General features: G+C 59.2%; 12 protein-coding genes and 1 pseudogene. 4 read left to right on the top strand and 9 right to left on the bottom strand.

Going from position 1 to position 18,223, the window contains the following annotated elements; translation table 11 throughout:
• Positions 1 to 20 precede the first annotated feature (20 nt).
• From IE166_RS00295 to IE166_RS00265, 7 genes are all read right to left on the bottom strand, one after another.
• Positions 21 to 1,856: an ABC transporter ATP-binding protein gene (locus IE166_RS00295; protein ID WP_189500781.1), complete on the bottom strand. Its 1,836-nt coding sequence runs from the start codon at positions 1,854 to 1,856 to the stop codon at positions 21 to 23.
• Between the two features lie 17 nt (positions 1,857 to 1,873).
• Positions 1,874 to 2,728 (bottom strand): sulfite exporter TauE/SafE family protein, encoded by an 855-nt coding sequence (locus IE166_RS00290; RefSeq protein WP_385965068.1) that lies wholly within the window; start codon positions 2,726 to 2,728, stop codon positions 1,874 to 1,876.
• 24 nt (positions 2,729 to 2,752) lie between these two features.
• The gene (locus IE166_RS00285) at positions 2,753 to 4,555 is read right to left on the bottom strand and encodes a gamma-glutamyltransferase family protein (protein ID WP_189503148.1); all 1,803 of its coding nucleotides are present in this window, start codon (positions 4,553 to 4,555) and stop codon (positions 2,753 to 2,755) included.
• Between the two features lie 14 nt (positions 4,556 to 4,569).
• On the bottom strand, positions 4,570 to 5,439 hold the full coding sequence (locus IE166_RS00280; protein ID WP_189500777.1) for an ABC transporter permease: 870 nt from the start codon (positions 5,437 to 5,439) through the stop codon (positions 4,570 to 4,572).
• Complete coding sequence (locus IE166_RS00275) at positions 5,436 to 6,383, bottom strand: ABC transporter permease (protein ID WP_189500775.1); 948 nt, start codon at positions 6,381 to 6,383, stop codon at positions 5,436 to 5,438. Before IE166_RS00275 ends, IE166_RS00280 begins: the two co-directional genes overlap by 4 nt.
• 124 nt (positions 6,384 to 6,507) lie before the next feature.
• The gene (locus IE166_RS00270) at positions 6,508 to 8,019 is read right to left on the bottom strand and encodes an ABC transporter substrate-binding protein (RefSeq protein WP_189500773.1); all 1,512 of its coding nucleotides are present in this window, start codon (positions 8,017 to 8,019) and stop codon (positions 6,508 to 6,510) included.
• Positions 8,016 to 8,762 carry a FadR/GntR family transcriptional regulator gene (locus IE166_RS00265; protein WP_189500771.1) on the bottom strand — a complete coding sequence of 249 codons (747 nt, stop codon included), beginning with the start codon at positions 8,760 to 8,762 and terminating at the stop codon, positions 8,016 to 8,018. Before IE166_RS00265 ends, IE166_RS00270 begins: the two co-directional genes overlap by 4 nt.
• Before the next feature lie 338 nt (positions 8,763 to 9,100).
• Here IE166_RS00265 and IE166_RS00260 point away from each other — a divergent pair.
• Positions 9,101 to 10,723: pseudogene (locus IE166_RS00260) on the top strand (ABC-F family ATP-binding cassette domain-containing protein).
• Between the two features lie 752 nt (positions 10,724 to 11,475).
• Positions 11,476 to 13,554 (top strand): TonB-dependent hemoglobin/transferrin/lactoferrin family receptor, encoded by a 2,079-nt coding sequence (locus IE166_RS00255; protein ID WP_308430505.1) that lies wholly within the window; start codon positions 11,476 to 11,478, stop codon positions 13,552 to 13,554.
• Between the two features lie 159 nt (positions 13,555 to 13,713).
• Here the strand turns inward: IE166_RS00255 and IE166_RS00250 are convergent, their stop codons facing one another.
• Complete coding sequence (locus IE166_RS00250; protein ID WP_189500767.1) at positions 13,714 to 14,082, bottom strand: response regulator; 369 nt, start codon at positions 14,080 to 14,082, stop codon at positions 13,714 to 13,716.
• 32 nt (positions 14,083 to 14,114) lie between these two features.
• Positions 14,115 to 16,055: a GAF domain-containing protein gene (locus tag IE166_RS00245; protein ID WP_189500765.1), complete on the bottom strand. Its 1,941-nt coding sequence runs from the start codon at positions 16,053 to 16,055 to the stop codon at positions 14,115 to 14,117.
• Positions 16,056 to 16,634: 579 nt separating this feature from the next.
• Here IE166_RS00245 and IE166_RS00240 point away from each other — a divergent pair.
• Positions 16,635 to 17,204 carry a (2Fe-2S)-binding protein gene (locus IE166_RS00240; RefSeq protein WP_385964008.1) on the top strand — a complete coding sequence of 190 codons (570 nt, stop codon included), beginning with the start codon at positions 16,635 to 16,637 and terminating at the stop codon, positions 17,202 to 17,204.
• 1 nt (position 17,205) lies between these two features.
• The gene (locus IE166_RS00235) at positions 17,206 to 18,222 is read left to right on the top strand and encodes an FAD binding domain-containing protein (RefSeq protein WP_189500761.1); all 1,017 of its coding nucleotides are present in this window, start codon (positions 17,206 to 17,208) and stop codon (positions 18,220 to 18,222) included.
• Position 18,223: the final 1 nt, after the last annotated feature.

Raw genomic sequence — 18,223 nt, 5'->3', positions numbered from 1 at the left:
CGTCTACTGCCTGCTACTCCTTAACCGTTGCTCCATTCTGCACCCCATTCCTGCACATGATGCCCTTGCGACACCTCTTGCAGCACGCGATGCGGCGCGACGTAGTCTACTGGTCGCACAGGGCTTTTCAGCTCAGACACTTTGAGTTCAGGACGGCTGGTGCGGCGCGCCGGATCAGGCACAGGCACGGCGGACAGCAGCCGCTTGGTATAGGGATGCTGCGGGTTGCCGAAGATGTCCGCGCGATTGCCGATCTCAACGATCTCGCCAAGATACATCACCGCAACGCGATGGCTGACGCGTTCAACAACCGCCATGTCGTGGCTGATGAAAAGAAACGCCAGGCCCATATCCCGCTGCAGATCAAGCATCAGGTTGATAACCTGCGCCTTGATGGACACGTCGAGTGCCGACACAGCCTCGTCAGCGACGATCAGCTTGGGACCCAACGAAATCGCCCGAGCGATCGAAATGCGCTGGCGCTGGCCGCCGGAGAATTCGTGCGGGAACCGGTCACGGGTTGCCGGATCAAGCCCAACCTGTTGCAGCAACTCGGCCACCCGCGCTCGAACACTCGCTCGCGGGATCGTGTCATGCGCCAACATCGGCTCGGCGATGCATTCGCCTACGCGCATGCTTGGATTGAGGCTAGCGAATGGATCCTGGAAGATCAGCTGAAGCCGTTGGCGATGTGACCGGAAGCTGTTTTCGTCCAGTTTCACGATGTCTTCGCCGTTCAAGCGGATTTCCCCGCCGCTCGGATCCGTCAAGCGGACGATGGCTCGGCCGGTAGTTGACTTGCCGCAGCCGGATTCACCCACCAACGCCAGCGTTTCGCCTTCCCGGATGTCGAAGGACACGTTTTCGACGGCATGAACGCGACCGGAGACCTTGCGCAGCACGCCGGAACGGATGTCGAAATATTTGCTGAGGTTGCGAACCTCGAGTACCGGCGGTGTTTGCGGATCCGGCTGCTTGGCTGTCACTTCCTCGCTCTTGACGATGGCGATGCCCGTGGCGCGATCGATTTCTTCGAACTTCTTCGGCACTGACACACCGGCCATGGAACCAAGCCGCGGAACGGCGGCCAAAAGAGCACGGGTGTATGGATGCTGCGGGGCGCCAAAGATCTGCTCGGTCGCGCCGTTCTCCACGATGCGCCCATGCAACATGACGATGGTTCGATCCGCGATCTCGGCCACCACGCCCATGTCGTGGGTGATGAACAGAACCGACATGCCTTCTTCGCGTTGCAAATCGCGGATCAGGTCGAGGATCTGCGCCTGGATTGTAACATCAAGTGCCGTCGTCGGCTCGTCGGCGATCAGGAGCTTTGGTTTGCAAGACAATGCCATGGCAATCATCACGCGCTGGCGCATGCCACCGGACAAGCGGTGTGGATAATCCTTGAGGCGGGCTGCGGCTGAGGGAATGCGCACACGGTCCATCAAGCGCACGGCTTCGGCTTCTGCCTGCCGTTGGCTCATGCCATGATGGGTAATCAGCACTTCCGCCAATTGGCGGCCGATCGTCATGCTCGGATTGAGCGAAGTCATCGGCTCTTGAAAGATCATGGAGATCTCGTTGCCGCGAATGCGGCGCATGCCAGCGTCGCTCAAGGTGGTCAGGTCTTGGCCCGCGAACCGGATAGTGCCCTCGATCTTTGCGCTGCCGCTTTGCAGGAGACGCATGATCGCAAGCGAGGTGACGCTCTTGCCGGAGCCCGACTCGCCGACAATAGCAACCGTTTTGCCAGCTTCTATGTCGAAGGAGACATCGTGCACCACGGGTGCACAACCGTCGCTGCCCTTGAAGGAAACGCGAAGATTTTCGACGGAAAGAAGCGCGGTTGTCATCGGTACCTTTCCCCGGATCATTCGAAGAAGCTGAGAACGAAGCGCAGACAAATGAGCAGCAGGAAGAGACCGAAGGCAACTTCCAGCCTGCGCTTCGACAGACCATGCGCAAGCTTCACCCCAAGCGGGGCGGTGAGCATGCTGGTGGGAACAAAGAGCGCCAGGCCGATTAGCGATACGTAGCCCAAAGCCATCGGCGGCTGGAGGGCAGCGACATCGGGATATTCGGCGGCGCGTGGCCAGCCGGCATAGATGTAGCCCAGCATACCGGGAACGGAGATGAGAATGCCGAGCCCCGAGGAGGTCGCCACGGCCTGATGGATCGGCCGGTTGTAGAATGTCATGAACAGGTTGGACAGCTGGCCGCCGCCAATCCCCATCAGCGAGGACAGGACGCCAATTACGAGACCCGTGATGCGGATAGCCATCTTGCCGGGAAGGGTTTCGCCGAAGCGCCAATGATCCTTGCCGGACAAGAGCCGGATGGCGGAGATGCCGGCAACCACGACGAAAACCGTCTTGAACAGCTCCGCTGGTGCGTAACGAGCGACGAGACTGCCGATCAACACGCCCAGTACCACCGGCACGGCCCAGATTTTCAACAGGTCTGTATCGACCGCCCCACGCGCGAGATGCGCGCGGTAAGAACGGATCGAGGTCGGGATGATGATGGCGAGCGATGTGCCGACACAAAGAGGCATGCGAACATCGTCGGGCACGCCGAGATAGCGGAACAGCTCGTAGAGAATCGGCACGATCACCGCGCCGCCGCCGACCCCGAACAGACCCGCAAGAAGGCCTGTGATGCCGCCGGCTGCGAGCAATCCAAGCCCGAGCCAGACCATTTCCTGCAGGCTGATATCCATGCTCAGTGTTCTTTCTGGATGAGAGGCGTGTCAGCGACCAACCGCATAGGCCTGCATTAAGCGCGGTGTTGCGGCAGCGTGCAGCAGCCCGTTCGGTTCGCGCTCGGCAGCGGTCAAGCGGCCCACCGTCCATTCGTCCACCACTTCCACGTCGTGGCCGCGCTTTCGCAGATCCGCAATCACGCCTTCGCCAATGGTTTTCTCAATGACGAGGCGGCCTGGAATGGCTTCACGCGGATAGAAGGAAGACGGGAAGTGCATCGTGTGGAACAGCGGCAGATCGATGCTCTGCTGCAGGTTGAGGCCGTGATGCACGCGGCGCAGGAACATCAGCAACTGCCATTGATCCTGTTGATCGCCACCAGGTGTGCCGAACACCATGCGCGGCTTGCCCTCGAAATCGGCCAAGGATGGCGTCAGCGTTGTGCGCGGACGCTTGCGCGGAGCAAGGCTGGTCGGCAGACCTTCTTCCAGCCAGAACATCTGAGCGCGCGTGTTCAAGGCAAAGCCGAGTTCCGGAATGATCGGCGAGGATTGCAGCCAACCGCCGGATGGGGTGGCCGAAACCATGTTACCCCACCGATCGATAACGTCGATATGGACGGTATCACCGCGCTTTTCGGTTCGCAGATGCGCCATGGTCGGCTCGCCTGCACCAGGTCCTTCAACCTTGGTCTGGCCGGCATAGCGGAACTGACCAACGCCGCGCTGGCGCTGGTCCTCGTAGCCGGGAACCAAGCCGGGGTTAAGCACGGTGGACGCCTTGTCGCCGATCAACTTGCGCCGTTCGGCAGCGTAGCCGTCGGACAGAAGATGCTCCATCGGCACGGTGACGAAGTTCGGATCCCCGTAATAGATGTCGCGATCGGCAAAAGAGAGCTTCATCGCCTCGATCGTGGCATGCACGAAGTCCGGCCCTCGCGTATCCATGGACGCAAGATTGATGTCCTTGAGCAAGGATAGGCTTTGCAGGAAAGCCGGACCTTGGCCCCAAGGCTGCATCTTGGACACCGTCCAGCCATGATAGTCATAGGTCAGAGGCGCTTCGTAGGTGGCACTCCAACGCGCCATATCATCGGCGGTCAGGATACCCTTGTGCCGCTGGCCGCTGGTGTCCATCGCTTCGGTTTCGCGGCAAAAGCGTTCGATCGCTTCCGCAACAAAGCTGCGGTAAAACAGATCGCGCGCTTTGCCGATGATAGCCTCGCGCCCCCCGCCGGCTTGTTCCGCCTCATCGACGATGCGGGTGTAGGTGTTGGCAAGCGCCTCGTTGCGGAACAGTTCATGAGCCTGAGGCAAGTTGCCGTTGCGTGCCCAAAGGGCATAAGAGGTCGGCCATTCCTTCTCAAAGAAGCCGGCTTGATCACGAATGGTGTTGGCCACGCGCGGCAGCATGGGATGACCATTCGCCGCGTAATAGATGGCAGGTTCCAACACTTCGCGCAGGCTCAATGAGCCATGATCGCGCAGCATCAGCATCCAGGCGTCGAATGCGCCGGGCACCACCGTCGCCAGCAAACCGGAGCCCGGAACGAGATCGAGCCCCTCAGCCTTGTAGTGCTCGATCGTAGCCGCGTCGGGCGTCACGCCCTGGCCGCACAGAACCTCGGTTTTTCCGGTTTTGGTGGAATGGAAGATGATAGGCACTTCGCCGGAAGGGCCGACGAGATGGGGTTCGACGATCTGCAGCACGAAGCCCGCTGCCACGGCCGCATCGAAGGCATTGCCGCCACGTTCGAGCATCGCCATACCCGCCGACGATGCGAGCCAGTGGGTTGAGGTGACAACACCGAAGGTACCGAGAATTTCCGGTCGCGTCGTGAACATGCAAATTTCCTTCTTACCAATCAGTGTTCGCGCGGATCGATCGCGTCGCGCAGTCCGTCGCCGAGCAGATTGAAACCAAGCACGACCAGGAAGATCGCGGTGCCGGGCCAGATCGACATCCAGGGGGCCTGCGAGATGAAGTTCTTCGAACTGTTCAGCATCGATCCCCAGGACGGGTTTGGTGGCTGCTGCCCAAGACCGAGAAAGGACAGGCTCGCTTCGGCAATGATGGCAGCCGCAATGGTCAGCGTTGCCTGAACGATGATCGGCGCGACCGCATTGGGAACGATGTAGCGCAGGATGATGCGGGGATGACGCAGGCCGATGACCCGCGCGCCTTCCACATACTCCTCCGAGCGCACCGACATGACCTGACCACGGGTCAATCGAGCGAAGATCGGTGCCGCAGACAGGCCGATAGCAATCATCGCATTGGTGAGGCTCGCACCGAGAAACGCGGCAAGCGCGATCGCCAGGATCAAGAACGGGATCGCCAACATGGCATCGATAACCCGCGAGATGACGCTGTCGATCCAGCCGCCGAAATAGCCTGCTATGATGCCGAACGGCACACCAAACAGAAGGGCGATCAGCACGGAAACACCGCCGGCCAGCAACGACGTTCGCGCACCATAGGTTATGCGGGCGAACAGATCGCGGCCAAGCTCGTCCGTACCCAGCCAATGCGCCGCCGACGGCGCCTTGCGAACAGCCGTGAAGCTCGTCTTGAACGGGTCCTCCGTCGCGATTACCGGCGCGAAGATCGCGATCAGAACGAAGAAGCCCACCAGAATGGCACCAAGGACTGCGGCGCGGTTCTTGACAAATTTGCGAACGGCGCTGCTGCCAAGGCGCTTTGGCGCTGCCGGAAGAGGTACGGCGTTGCTCATGTTGCGTCCCGCAAACGTGGATTGACGAGGATGTAAAGGATGTCGGCCAGCAGGTTCATGAGGATGAAGCCGACCGCCGTGCAAAGGACCACGCCCTGCACCACGGCATAGTCACGCGTGAAGACGGCATCCACGATCAGCTTTCCGAAACCGGGGATCGTGAAAATCTGCTCGGTCAGCACCGCACCGGCCAGCAGTTCACCAAACAGCAGTGTAGATAGGGTGATGATCGGCACCAGCGCGTTGCGAAGCGCGTGGCGGATGATGACCGTGCGCTCGTTCAGCCCTTTGGCTCGGGCTGTGCGAACATAGTCGGAGCGCAGCACGCCGAGCATGGCGGAGCGCGTGTGACGCATCAATACGCCTGCCAGACCAGTGCCGAGAACCAGTGCCGGCATGATCATGGTGCGAATGTTTTGGCCGAGATCTTCCAGCGGCGAGGTGTAACCGGACGATGGCAGCAGTTGCCATTGAACGGAAACAACCAGGATCATCAGGATGCCCAGCCAAAAATTGGGAATCGAAAGCCCCGACAAGGCTGCAACGTTGATCGAATAGTCCGTCACTGTTCCTTTGTGCACGGCCGAGATGATGCCGGCGGGGACGCCGATCAAAAGCGCCACAACCATCGCGAAGGCTGCAAGCTGGATGGTTACCGGAAGCTTTTGAAAGATGAGATCGGCCACAGGCACATCGGTGCGCACGGATACGCCGAAGTCTCCGGTCACGATCTGCTTCAGCCAAACCGCATATTGCACCGGGATCGGATCGTTGAGCCGGTATTTTTCCTGCAGATACGCCATTGTCTGCGGATCGCGATCCTCGCCGGCCAAAGCCAGGATCGGATCCCCGGGCAACAGCTTCTGCATCCCGAACACCAGGATCGAAACGATAATCAAAGTCGGCAGCACCACAAGGCAGCGCCTGGCGAGCAATCCTAACATGGGCACTATCCCCATTGCCTGAACCAGCCAATTTCCGGCGGTCGTTCAAGCGTCCCAAAATAACTGCACGTGTAAGCGTGGGCGGGAAAGCACGGGGGCAACGTGCCCCCGGCCAAGCTTTGGTTCAGCCGCCGAGCGATACGCCCTTCAAGCGGATCATCCCATCTGGATAAGCGGTGAAGCCCTTCAGGTCAGCACGCGCCGCAAAGGGCCAAGGCTGATAGTAGAGGTAGACGATCGGCATTTCGTCCGCGAGGATAACCTGGACCTCGTCATACAGGGCCTTGCGCTCGGCCTGATCGGAAATGCCTCGTGCCTTGTTCAGGAGCTCGTCGACCTTTTCGTTGCAGTATTTCGCATCGTTGAGGTTGCCCTCGCAGGTGACATGCTGATGGATGTTACCATCTGGATCGGCACGGCCTGACCAGCCGCTCTGGCCGACTTCAAAGGCGTTTTCCTTCAAAGCGCTCTGCAGCGCAGCGAACTCGGTCGGCCGCAGCGATATGTCGAACCCTGTTTCGGATGCCATCGCCTGGATCAGCTCGTAGACCTGCTGCGAGGTCGAATTGTTGCCATAGGCGATCTCGAAGCTGACGCGCTCGACCCCAGCTTCGGCAAGAAGCGCTTTTGCTTTTTCCACGTCGCGCGTCGAGGTTTCGAACTTCTTGTCATAAGCGAAGCTGCTCGGTGGGAACGGCTGATATGCCGGTGTGAACACGCCCTGCCCGACCACTTCGTTGATCGCGTTGCGGTCGATCGACAGTTCCAGCGCCTGGCGGATTCGCTTGTCGTGGCCGATCGGGAAGCTGTCCTTGTCGCCCTTCTTCAGGTTGATCGTGAGGGCCTGGTAGCCGGTACCGGTCACTGGATAGAAGGCCAGCTTGTTGTCCGACTTGGCGGCCTCGATATCCGACGAAGCGATACGCTCGATCAGGTCAAGCGAACCGGAGCGAAGGTTGGCGAAGCGAACGGTGGTGTCCTGAATGGGCAGGAACGTCACCTTGTCGAATTTGTAATTGGCCGCGTCCCAGTACCCTGCGTACTTCTCCAACACGATGCGATCGTTCTGGACGCGGCTGACGAACTTGTAAGGGCCGGAGCAGATCGGGTTCTGGCCGAAATCGCCATCAGTAAAGGCTTTCGGCGAAAGGATCATACCCGCACGATCAGCCAACTGCGACAACAGTGACGCGTCCGGGCTTTTCACCTTGATATCGAGGGTCGTAGCGTCGATGGCGTCCACGGACTCAATCGATGCGACCTCGCTCTTGCGAAGCGAGTCCGGCAGCGACTTGGCCCGTTCCAGATTAGCTTTGACGTCAGCCGCGGTGATTGGCGTGTCGTCATGGAATTTCGCATCGTTTCGCAACTTAACATGCAGAGTCTTGCGGTCTTCCGACCAGTTCCATTCCCTGGCGAGCTGCGGCTGAATCTCCAGCTTCTCGTTGATGTCGAACAGCTTGTCGCACATCGACGTAAAAACGATGCGGCCGACAAAGGTTCGTGCACGATGTGGATCGAGGACGTCCGGATCATCCTGCAATCCGATCCGCAAATCGGCGGCGAATGCCGCTGTTGTACCGGCCACAGCGCAAAACAACGCTGCGCCGCCTAGTAGTTTCGAAACGAATTTCATGCTGAGTTCCCTTCTTTGCTTCTTATGTCTTGAGATGCTGCATCGACATTTGTCGGCCGCGCAGCAACCGACTTGCGTGATGCACCACCGATCTCCGCCAACACGGCATCTCGCAATGACAAAAGATGCGCTCGCATGGCATCTTCTGCGTCGAGCGCATCGAGGCGCCTGATTGCGTCTATGATCGCCGCGTGTTGTTCTACAGACAGCAGGGTGCGACCCGTAGCGCGGACCCTGGATCGAAATTCCTGCCATGGTGCATCGTGGCGGATCCCGTCGATCAACTCCATGATCGCGTTGAAGAGCCGATTGCCGGAAGCAGACGCGATTTTGGCGTGAAAAGCAGCATCCCACTGCTCCCATTCGGGCGTATCGGCAGCAAGAGCTGCCTTCTCTGCAATCGCTTCAAGCTGCTGAATCAGCTTGGGTGTCGCACGCGCCGCAGCCATCCGAGCAAGCGCAGGCTCGATCTCGATCCGGACGTCCATGACTTCAAGTGGGTTGGTATGCTCAGAAAGCAGGCGGGAGGTCGTGGAGCCAGGTCGACCACCAAAGGTGCCTTTACCTTGCTGACGCCAGATACGACCCTCGTCCTCGAGGGTGTTCAGCGCAGCACGAATTGCCCGGCGTCCGACGCCGAACCTTGCCGCAAGATCTCGCTCTGAAGGCAAGCGGTCAGTCTTTCTTGCGTCCAACAACTCACGCAACTGCTCAGCGATGTAATTCAGGCCCGCTTCAGACATGACTGTGAAGATCTACGAACCAGCAGGTAAATTGGTTCGGGCCTAATTTCTCAGCAGACTGCACAGATTTTGACACCGACTTTCCCCAGAAACAGCCTCTTTTCTCGAATTCTCGGCTCTTTCACAGCGGATACTAGACGCATGTTTCCGTAATCATCAAGTCGGAATTTCTGAACCAGATGGTTAAAGCCGGCCAGCTTGGTTCGTCGGCGGTTCGCGCGGTATGTTCGCAAGAACGAGCATTGTTAAAACTGAACATGTTATGCGCGACCTCTTGCGCGGCAGCGTGTTGGATGATCTGAGGCGGCTCCCTCCTCCCGTCGACCTGGAATTCCCGCATGATCCGCCTCGAAAGCATCGGCAAGCAAAACGGCAAGCAGATCGTCTTCATTGAGGCGTCGGCGGCACTCCAGCGCGGAGAGAAGATCGGTCTTGTTGGCCCAAACGGTGCAGGCAAGACGACGCTGTTTCGCATGATCACCGGTGAGGAACTGCCGGATGAGGGTCAGGTCTCCATCGATCGTGGCGTGACCATCGGCTATTTCAGCCAGGATGTGGGCGACATGGCGGGGCGCAGCGCAGTGGTCGAAGTGATCGACGGCGTTGGACCGGTCAGCGCGCTGGCAGCCGAAATGGCAGAACTGGAAGCGGCCATGGCCGATCCAGACCGCGCCGACGAGATGGACGAGATCATCACCCGCTACGGCGAAGTGCAGGGCCGCTACGACGAACTCGACGGCTATGCGCTGGACGGGCGCGCCCGCGAAGTGCTTGACGGCCTCGGCTTCAGCCAGTCGATGATGGATGGCGATGTCGGCAAGCTGTCGGGCGGCTGGAAGATGCGTGTGGCGTTGGCGAAGATCCTGCTGATGCGCCCCGACATCATGCTCCTCGACGAACCGTCAAACCATCTCGATATTGAAAGCCTAATCTGGCTCGAAACCTTCCTCAAGGGTTTCGACGGCGCCGTTCTGATGACGTCGCACGACCGTGAATTCATGAACCGGATCGTCAACAAGATCATCGAGATCGATGGCGGCGCGCTGACGTCCTATTCCGGCGACTACGAGTTTTATCGCCAGCAACGCGCCATCGCGGAGGTGCAGCAGCAGGCGCAGTTCGAGCGACAGCAGGCGATGCTGGCAAAGGAGGTTGCCTTCATCGAGCGCTTCAAGGCGCGCGCCAGCCATGCCGCGCAGGTGCAGAGCCGGGTCAAGAAGCTCGACAAGATCGAGCGCGTCGAGCCGCCCAAGCGCCAGCAGACGGTGCGCTTTGAGTTCCAGCCGGCGCCCCGCTAGGGCGAGGACGTTGCGACGGTCAAGGGCGTGCACAAGCGCTATGGCGAGCGCACCATCTATGACGGTCTCGACTTCCAGGTGCGCCGGCGCGAACGCTGGTGCGTCATGGGCATCAATGGTGCGGGCAAGTCGACGCTGCTCAAGCTGATCGCCGGTGCGTCGGAGCCGGATAGCGGCACGGTCACGCGCGGCCCAAGCGTCAAGATGGGCTATTTCGCCCAGCATGCCATGGAACTGCTCGAAGCCGAACGCACAGTGCTGCAGTCGCTGGAAGACAGTTTTCCGCAGGCAGGTCAGGCTGCTTTGCGCGCGCTGGCAGGCTGCTTCGGATTTTCCGGCGACGAGATCGAGAAGAAGTGCCGCGTGCTGTCAGGCGGCGAAAAGGCGCGGCTGGTCATGGCCAAAATGCTGTTCGATCCGCCGAACTTCCTCGTGCTCGACGAGCCCACCAACCATCTCGACATCGCCACCAAGCAGATGCTGGTTGAAGCCCTGTCGCGCTTCGAAGGCGCCATGCTCTTCGTCAGCCACGACCGTCATTTTCTGGCCGCGCTATCTAATCGCGTGCTGGAGCTGACACCGGAAGGCCCGCATCTCTATGGCGGCGGCTATACCGAATATGTCGAGCGCACAGGCCAGGAAGCGCCGGGACTGCGGACTTAAGCCGACGTCGGCATGAGCGGATCAGGAAGCAAGAGCTCGCAAGGTCATCGACCAGAACACAAAGCTCGGGTCCATTGTTGATGTGCCCTAACTCTTCCGGCTCGTGAACTGGAAGCTTGCACTAGTTGATGGTTAGACCAGAAAGCCTTGTCTAAGTTGAACTAGTGACGATAGATCTCGAAGCCCATAAGGCTCAAATTATTATAGCACGCCTCATTGCTGCGGCCCTATTTCAAGTAAGCTCAACATCAGCTCTCAGGCAACTTGGAGAGAAGAGCAAACAGGCGGCATCAACCCTGTCTTTTATAGCCAAAACGTTTCCACTGCCACTCAAACCGTATCGTGCGTTTGGATACACGTATGGTAGAGCTTGAGGGTTAGGCGCTGAGCCAATCTCACCGTCTAAGAGTTGTGTTGCGTAACCGACACACGCTGACGACTGGCTTCAAAGATGCCCTGGTCGAACCGCTTTTCAGGGCCCATCCAAACTTGATAACTTTTATCAAGTTCTCTAAGAGCCGAATTGTCGAAGGGTCGGATAGAGCCGCCTTCTACCCTCGCATGTCCAGGTAGCCACTGAGGTCTCGCGTCTCGGAAGCCAGTGTTTTGTCGCGCTATCTGAGAGATCTCCTATGCGTTCCCTTCCTCGTCGCTCTCTTCTCGCCTGCACATTTCTCGTTTCTCTTGCCAGTCTCGAGGCTTCTGCCCAGTCTCCAATCATTGCAGATGGCGCGGAAGGTAGCACCACTCAGTTGGGTACGGTCGTCGTCAGCGGGCGAGCCGCTTCGACGCCAGGCGGTGTCGCCGATACGCCTCAGGCCAGTACCGCCTCACGCCAGGAAATTGAGCAGAAGCAGATCACCCGCATCGAGGATCTGGGCCGCAGCCTTGAGCCGGGGGTCAACTTCAATCGTAACACCGGTGCCGTTAACATCCGCGGTCTTGAGGGGCCGCGTGTGCTCACCACGATCGACGGGATACCGGTTCCTTATCTCAACGACACCACGCGCGGGTCTTCCGGCGGCGTCGATCTGTTCGATTTTTCGTCATTGGCCGGCGTCGACATTGTGCGTGGAACGGATTCCAGCCGAGGCGGCAGCGGTGCGCTTGGCGGCGTGCTGGGTCTTCGCACACTGGAACCTGAGGACCTTTTCCGCAACGGACGTAACTGGGGTGCCTATACCGGGATCTTGTATGATGGATCGGACGACAGCATCCGTCCGAGCGGCGCATTCGCGCTTCGCCAGGGAAGCACCAGCGCCTTGTTCCAAGGCTCCTATGCCAAGGGCCATGAGCTGGATACCAAGGGCAGCTTAGACGTTTACGGTCCGCTCCGCACCAAGCCCAACCCGTCCGACTACGATCAGCATAATCTTTTGTTCAAGCTGAGGCACGATCTCGAAGGCGGACATCGGATCGGCGTGACGGCCGAGCGGTTTCGCCGCGATCGCGATACTGATGACAAACGCATGCAATCGCTTACGGGCAACTACCGCCCCGGCGATTACACGGGACGTAACGAAGGCGCGCGCGATCGTGTCTCGCTTGATTATTCCTATGATGGCGGCGGTTTCCTGAATTCCGCGACCGCATCGCTCTACTGGATCGATCAGATGCGGGGCACGGGCTATGACGGATACAGAACAACATCTGTGATCGGACCGGCCGCACGCTGGAACACCTATGATGAGACCACTTACGGGTTCATCGGGTCGGGCGAAAAGCTGTTTGATACCGGCACGCTCAACCATCGTGTCACCATGGGACTGGACGTGGCCGCGTCGACCTCGGAGCAGTATACCGGAGGTTACGACAACTGTTTGATCCGCTACGTGCCGGCATGCGCCAACCTGCATACGAACCAGGCCGACGAGCCGAAGGTTGATGGCAAGAGGTTCGGCCTGTTTGTCGATGATGAAATCGGCCTAGGAGAGAGCAACTTCTATATCACGCCGGGCGGTCGCTTCGACTGGGTGGATCGCAGTCCGAAGATGACCGATGCCTTTGGAGAGAACGCCTCCAATCCGGAGCTGCCTTCTTCCTTCACTGACAGCGCGTTTTCGCCGAAACTCCGCATTGCCTATCGTCCGTCGGACACGCTTGAAGTCTATGGGCAGTGGGCGATGGGCTTCCGCGCGCCGACGGCAGGCGAACTTTACAGCAGCTTCGGAGGCCCCGGCACCTATCTGCGGCAAGGCAATTCCGATCTCGAATCCGAAACCAGCCACGGGTTTGAACTCGGCGCACGTTTCGGCGACGATGATCTTGGGTTCCGCGCCAGCATCTTCCACAACCGCTATAAGAACTTTATCGAGGCAACCACAGCGGCCGTGCAGGACCCAAGGAACTACCCGTTCGGGATAACGCAATTTGACAACCTGGACAGGGTTCAGATTTCGGGCTTCGAGTTTGCAGCGCATAAGCGCTTCAACAACGGCTTCAATGTCGCAGGTTCGATCGCCTTCGCCCGCGGAGAAAACGACGAGACTGGCGCCTATCTCGGATCCGTTCCGCCGATCAAAGCCGTTGCCAGCGTCGGTTATGCTACCGAATATTGGGGCACCGACCTGACCTTCATCGGCGTCCAAGGCGTGTCTGACCAATCAGATGCGACCTTCAAGGCGCCCGGCTATGGGATCGTGGATGTCAGCGCATGGTGGAAGCCTGAACAGGTGGATGGCCTGACCATCCGTGGCGGTGTCTACAACCTGTTTGACCGGACTTATTACGATGCAATCAACGTTCGATCGACAACCGTGACGAGCGCGACCGACTCCTACTTCTCGGAGCCAGGCAGGCACTTCAAGCTGTCAGTTGCCAAGCAGTTCTGACACCAAACCGCGCCGGCTTCTCCGAGACCGGCGCGATCATTTCTTGCGTGTAGTCAAAACCCGTTTTGGTCCCGCACTGGCCGCAGGCCTTACCAGCAACGATTTAAGCTCGATGATCAGGACCAACAGATACCTTTGTTAAGAGCCGAGCTTAGTGTCTCAGGGATTTTCTGCAAAGGTTCGTACAGCCGATATCACCTGTATCGGGTCGATGGGCTTGGCGAAGAACTTGGCGCGAACGGGCAGTTGGATGCGTGCGCCATCGACTCTCGAAGCCGTTAGAACGATCTCGATAGGCGGCCATCGGTCTCTTATGGCTGCCGCGATCTTCACACCGTCGACGCCTCTTGGCATGTCGAGGTCCATGTAAACGATGCGGATGTCCAAGCGCGTTTCTAGGATCGCGATCGCGTTCTCGACGCTGGTGGCCTCAACCACCCCGAAACCGTCGTCCTCGAGCATGTCGACGATATCGATGCGGAGAACCGGCTCGTCCTCGATGACGAGAACGATCGGCTTATTGTCCACCGGCCTTGGTCTGAAACTGCTCGCCACTCGGGTCACGCCTGCTGCATCTGCGACAGCGATGCACTCATCGCAGCCTGGAAGCCCTCTGGTTCGTAACTGAGCTCGACGCCGCCTGTTCCAATCAAGCCCATACGAATGATGCGCGAGCCAAAACCGCGCCCGCTTGGTTGAGACGGCGCGGGGCCATCGCGCTCACGCCAAACAAGGTGAAACTCATCTTCTCCTTCCCGAGGGTAGATCTCCCATTCGATCTCCACCCGGCCATGCGGCACCGACAGGGATCCGTACTTGACCGCGTTGGTGCCAAGTTCATGCAGCAGCAGCGACAGAGAAAGTGTTGCTCTGGGCCCGATCTCGATGTTGCGTCCCGACAGAACGAAACGATTACCCGCCTCGAACACCTGAAGGACGGCATTTGCAACATCCTGCAAGCGAGCTGATGACCAGCTTTGCTGCATCAACACGTCGTGGGCGTGCGACAAGGCGCGCAAACGCAGATTAAGGGCATCAACAGCATCGCGCTCTGAAACAGACTTGAGCGTCTGGGTCGCGATTGCCTGAACCATCGCAAACGAGTTCTTCAAGCGGTGCGACAGCTCCCCATTGAGAACCCGCTGGGTCTCTTCGGCCCGAATGCGAGCAATGGCCGCATGAGCTCGGTCGCCGATTTGCCGCACGAACTGCAGTTCATCCATTGTCCAGCTGTGCGGCATACGGGCGTGCGCAAACACGATCAGAACGAGACGCCCGCCTTCCATGATAGGAAGGTTCAACAACGAACGCGTTTCGATCGCCGCGAAAGAAGTCAGGTTGTCGCGCGTTCTCGGATCGGTTCGGACATCCTCGATCTCGACCGTTTCGCCGCGTTTCAGGTTGGCGATGTATGAACCGAACGAGCGGAAGTCGTGCTTGCCAGCCACGCTTGTGATGCCCGGCGCGCACCAGTCTACAGGTACGTCAATAGTCTCAGATAGTTCATCGACCGGGCCAAAGCCGACACGGTCGACGGCAAGCCCAGAAGCCACGCATTGGGCTGCTGCAAGCGTGATGTCAGGCACGTTGCGGACGTCCCTGAGCTTGTCACCGAGTTGCAGAAGCGCGGCTTGCCGCCGCTCATGTGCAATACGGTTAGTAACTTCCAGAAAGATCACCGTGAAGCGGTCGGAGCCGATTGGCTGCGCCACACCATCGTACCACCGATCAAGAATGCCGACCTGCCGAGTAAAACGGACCGCCTTGCCAGTTTCTACGACATCGGCAAACTCGTTGACCCATTCATCCTCAATACCGGGAAAGACTTCGCGGATGGTACGCCCGACCGCAGTTCCCGCCGGCACGCTGACGAGATCATACCAAGCGGCGTTGACCTCCTCGTAGCGCCAGTCGATGATCTGTCCCGCAGCATCCCGGACGACTCGACCGAGTACGAATCCTTCCTGCAAACTGGCAAAGAGCGTCCGCCACCGGCTCTCGGAGATACGAACTTCCATTTCCTTCTCGACCGTACGTGCGATCGAGCGCAGGCGGCGCATGTCTGCGTCGGACCAGGCACGGGCTTCGCTGTCGATGGCTGCCAGTGCACCGACCACCTCTCCGTCTGGCAGGGTCAGCGGCACGCCAAGATAGGCAATGACGCCAATATCACCAATGGCTTGATTGTGCTTCAGCAGATGGTCGAGACGAGCATCGGGCACGACAAGCGGCGCCGCTCGGTCAACAACGTGCTGGCAGAACGAATGGGTCATCGGGGTCTCGCCCCGTTCGGCCCAGGGAGAGGGCAATCCACTATGTCCGGCGAAGACCTGCCTGTCCTCATCGACCAATGTCACAATGGCGACGGGAACGTCCAAGACGTCACGGACGTGGTCGGTCAAATGACCAAACTGCTCTTGCGCGGTTCGGTCAAGAAGACCGCTTTGGCGAAGCGCGCGAATGCGAGCGGACTTTTCTAGAACAACATCTGAATGAAGCATGCGGATGCACCGGGTAACGACTTCGCGCCGGCTCCCTCGGAAGCAAGGGCGCCAGCTTCTCTAGCGGATCAAACCAAGCTCGTCACGATGACAGACAATGACAAAGCGACGAGATTTGACCTCGCAGGTGCTGCGGACGACGAGGTCGTCGAGGCAGCAGAGCTACAGTCTTTCAGTCACGAGGGTAAACGTGATGAGACTGTAAGCCCTTCCGGGCGAGATCTGCTGCCCATCCGACACAGGCCGATCTTTCGAAAACATCGTACGAACCGCTACCTTGAGCAAACGCATGTGTTCGGCAGTTAATGCAAGCGGTGCACTCTGAAAGGTTCGCTCAACAATGTTACCCAAAGTATCAGTGCGCAAATAGCATGCGGGAGACTTTTCAGATCCTGTATTGAAGGCACAAAGAAGCAGGTGGAAGTGCCTGCATCCGGCAAGACAAAAACATTCGAATGTAGGAACAGAAAACCTCGGAACAGTTCGGAGGATCCACGGTTGGGTTGACGGTCAGCCAGCGAGGTCGAGATGTCATCCAACCCTGCCAGCCCGCCGAACGGTGTCAGTCGACGCGGTTTTTTGAGCGGAAGCGCAACACTTGCAGTCGCAACACCTTTTGTCGCCCATGCCGCGGAACAGGCGGCGCCTGGGGCTGCGGCGAAAGATCCTCATGCCAAAGTCGCGGTTTCCTTCAACATCAACGGCAAGCCCTATCAGTTGGGGCTTGATGCGCGCACGTCTCTGCTTGATGCGCTGCGTGACCATGCTGGGCTGACCGGCACCAAGAAGGGCTGCGACCACGGTCAATGTGGCGCCTGCAGCGTGCTCGTGGATGGACGTCGCGTTCTATCCTGCATGAGCTTTGCCGTCATGCAGGAGGGCGCCGAGATCACGACGATCGAAGGCCTGGCATCGACCGACGGCGCCTTGCATCCCATGCAGCAAGCCTTTGTCGATCATGATGCGTTTCAATGCGGTTATTGCACGCCCGGCCAGATCATGTCGGCGGTGGGCTGTGTTCAAGAAGGCCACGCGGAAAACGACGATGACATCCGCGAATATATGAGCGGTAATCTTTGCCGCTGCGCCGCCTATCCCAACATCGTCGCAGCCATTCGTCAGGCCCGCGACGACATGAAGGAGGGCTGAGATGCGCGCGTTTTCTTATGAACGTCCGTCCGATCTCCAGGCAGCGATCAAGGCAGCCGGCACGAGCCCCGATAACCAGCCGCCGACGCAGGCAGCCGCCCAATTCATTGCCGGCGGTACCAACATGTCGGATTACATGAAGCTGAACGTCAATCGGCCGGAGCGGCTGATCGACCTGAACAAGCTGTCTGAACCGGCGATGACGGCGATCCGTGTGGACGATGCCGGGCTTCACCTGGGCGCCCTGGTGCGGATGGCCGATGCCCAGGAGCACGAGGACGTCGTCCGAATGTTTCCGGTGATCTGCGACAGTTTGCGGCTCGCCGCGAGTGGCCAGATACGCAACATGGCGAGCCTCGGCGGCAATCTTCTCCAGCGCACCCGCTGTGAGTATTTCCGCGAAGTTTCTTGGCCGTGCAACAAGCGCGAACCCGGCGCGGGCTGTTCGGCGCTCGACGGCGTCAACCGACAGCATGCCGTGCTCGGCGGAAGCGAGGCCTGCATCGCGACCTATCACGGTGATTTCGCCCAGGCGCTGATTGCGCTCGATGCGGAAGTGGAAATTGCCAGTGCCAAAGGCAGCCACCGTATGCCGTTTGCCGATCTGCACAAGCGGCCGCAGGATACGCCGCAGATCGAAACCGCACTATCGCCCAGCGACATCATCGTGGCAATTCATGTGCCCGCCGGCCCGTGGAGGCGGTCACGCTATCTCAAGGTACGCGACCGTGAATCTTATGCCTTCGCACTGGCATCCGCTGCCGTCGCGCTGGACATGGATGGCGATACCGTGCGCGGCGCGCGCATCGCGCTCGGCGGCGTTGCGACCGTACCTTGGCGAGCGAAATCGGCCGAAGAGATGCTCACCGGTCGAAAGCTCGACGAGGCTGCTGCGAAGGAAGCCGCAGACACCGCTTTCGCCGAAGCCAGTGGGCGCAAGCACAACGCCTACAAGATACCGCTCGGCAAGCAAACGCTGGTGCGTGCGCTGCTGGAAACTCAGGACATGAAGGTCTGAC

Source organism: Tianweitania populi (genome assembly GCF_014652875.1).
GTDB lineage: Bacteria > Pseudomonadota > Alphaproteobacteria > Rhizobiales > Rhizobiaceae > Tianweitania > Tianweitania populi.
The sequence above is the reverse complement of the archived record's forward strand: the minus strand, read 5'-3'. Positions and strand labels throughout refer to the sequence as shown.

Coding starts and splice junctions, on each gene's coding strand:
- IE166_RS00295 (WP_189500781.1), bottom strand. CDS start 1,856: ATGACAACCGCGCTTCTTTCCGTCGAAAATCTTCGCGTTTCCTTCAAG.
- IE166_RS00280 (WP_189500777.1), bottom strand. CDS start 5,439: ATGAGCAACGCCGTACCTCTTCCGGCAGCGCCAAAGCGCCTTGGCAGC.
- IE166_RS00275 (WP_189500775.1), bottom strand. CDS start 6,383: ATGTTAGGATTGCTCGCCAGGCGCTGCCTTGTGGTGCTGCCGACTTTG.
- IE166_RS00270 (WP_189500773.1), bottom strand. CDS start 8,019: ATGAAATTCGTTTCGAAACTACTAGGCGGCGCAGCGTTGTTTTGCGCT.
- IE166_RS00265 (WP_189500771.1), bottom strand. CDS start 8,762: ATGTCTGAAGCGGGCCTGAATTACATCGCTGAGCAGTTGCGTGAGTTG.
- IE166_RS00245 (WP_189500765.1), bottom strand. CDS start 16,055: ATGCTTCATTCAGATGTTGTTCTAGAAAAGTCCGCTCGCATTCGCGCG.
- IE166_RS00235 (WP_189500761.1), top strand. CDS start 17,206: ATGCGCGCGTTTTCTTATGAACGTCCGTCCGATCTCCAGGCAGCGATC.